Source organism: Nonomuraea sp. MG754425 (assembly GCF_021699195.1).
Lineage (GTDB): Bacteria > Actinomycetota > Actinomycetes > Streptosporangiales > Streptosporangiaceae > Nonomuraea.
Genome location: NZ_SSXE01000403.1, coordinates 1 through 1,941, shown reverse-complemented (window position 1 = coordinate 1,941; position 1,941 = coordinate 1). Strand labels below are relative to the sequence as shown.

2 pseudogenes are annotated in these 1,941 nt (G+C 71.8%); one reads left to right on the top strand and one right to left on the bottom strand.

The features are described from left to right. Nucleotides 1-1,233: pseudogene (locus tag FAF44_RS53020) on the bottom strand (hypothetical protein); the annotation flags it as partial. 172 nt (nt 1,234-1,405) lie between these two features. On the opposite strand from FAF44_RS53020, the pseudogene FAF44_RS53015 reads away from it, so the two are divergent. Further along, a pseudogene (locus tag FAF44_RS53015) lies at nt 1,406-1,941 on the top strand (hypothetical protein); the annotation flags it as partial.

The following is a 1,941-nucleotide window of genomic DNA, read 5'->3' as shown; positions in this document are numbered from 1 at the left end:
CGTGGGAGTGGGCCGGGCCCGCTCGGTGGTCTCGGCCGGGTCGGGGACGGGGTCCGGCTCGGGCGGGGTGTCGGCCTGCGTGGGCTCGGTGCGCGGGCTCTGCTTGGGCTTGGGGGTGTTGGACGGCCCCGGAACGTCGGAGTCGCCCTTGTCCACGTCGTGCTTGCGGCCCTCGGGGTCGATGACGACGGCCTTGTCGCCGTTCTCGTCGTTCGCCCAGAGCAGGCCGTCCTTGACGAACACGTCCACCGGGCCGGGCCGCTGCGCCACCCGGAGGGTGGTGGGCTGCCCGCCGGTCGCGCTGTCCCAGACGATCAGCGAGCCGCTGCCGTGGTCCGGCACGTACACCTTGGAGCCCAGCACCTGCGGCACCCCCAGGTCGGCGGGGTTGTCGGCGGCGAACCTGGTGCTCAGCACGGAGTTGGAGCCCGTGTCGATCACGACGATCAGCCCGGACCGCCCCGCCGACAGGATCGGCACCAGGGAGCCCTCGGTGCTCGCCGGGGTGAGCGCGCCCCCCTTGGCGGCCTGGGCCACCTCCTTGGGCAGGGTGATCTCGCCGACACCGCCGTCCGAGCCGATCACCGTGGCGGTGGCGGCCCGGCTGTTGACCACGACGGGCAGTCCTCCGGCGATGGTGACCGACAGCTCCTCGCCGGGCTCGCCGACCTTGACCGGCTCGTCCGCCGCACCGTTCGCGACCGGGACGACCTCACCCTTCGCGGTCACCGGCACCCACAGACGGCCCCCGCCGTCCACCCTGGCCGCGCCGAGCGGTCCCGGCAGGGTGACGGCCGCGCCGACGGTGCCGAGCGTGACGGGGTCGATCTGCTGGATCTTGCCCGTGGCCGGGTCCACGGCGTAGGCGGTGTCGCCCGACATGGCCAGTTGCATCCCGGCCGCGCCGAAGTCGCGGGTCTGGGAGACGCTGAGCTGGCTGGGCTCGACGCGGCTGACGAATCCGGTGGCGTCGTCCACGAGCAGGACGTGGCCGCCGTCCTGGACGACGCGCAGCCGGCGGCCCGCCTTGTCGTCGAGGTAGCCGTCCACCTCGCCCGACAGGCCGTTGACGTGCACGATCTTGCCCCGGGCCGCGGTCCACAACCACGCGCCGACGTCGGCCAGCTTGGGGTTGGCGCTGGAGACGCCCACACCGAACCAGGCCGCCACGGCGACCAGGACCACGGCCGCCGCCCCGGCGATCACGGCCGTGGCACGATCGCCTCGGAGCACGCCCACCTTGCTTACTCACCCCGGATTGTACGAGTAGGAAATGATTCGCCCCTGAATATCGGCCTCACCCTAGCGCCCGGAGGTCCGTCACGGGCGTGTACTGGCTGGTAGCCATGGGAGAGCCGGTGTGAGAGTGCCAAGAGTGTCGGTGTGAAGCCGTACCTTAGAGCCCGTGTCCGAACAGCCCCTGACCCTCGACTCCGTCCTCACCGACGAGGCGGTCCTGTCCACCTACCGCCGCATGTTCGCCGCGCTGGCCCGCGACAGCGGAGCGGTGGTCGACGACCCGGCCCTGGTCGACATCGCCGAGACACTGTTCGCGGCGTTCGCGGAGGCCGGCGAGGAGTGGCTGACGCACGAGCAGATGCGCTTCGCCTGCCGGTCCTACCCCGCCGACCAGTTCGACAACCGGCTGCGCGTGCTCAAGGGGCTCGGCGCGATCCGCGAGGTGTTCCCCAAGCCCAACCAGCTCCGCCACCGCGCCTCGTTCACCAGCGTGGTGGGGCTGATGTTCATCCGGCGGATGATGGACGACGGCGGCCAGTCCGAGATGCACCGGCTGCTGGCCCTCGAAGACCTCAACGTCGCCGATCCGCGCACCACCATGGAGGAGGCCAGGCAGAGCGCGGTCAACCTGGCTCGGGCGTTCCGGCTGTGGGCGCTGGAGCTGATCACGCTCACCACGGGCACCATCGAGGAGCTGCGCGA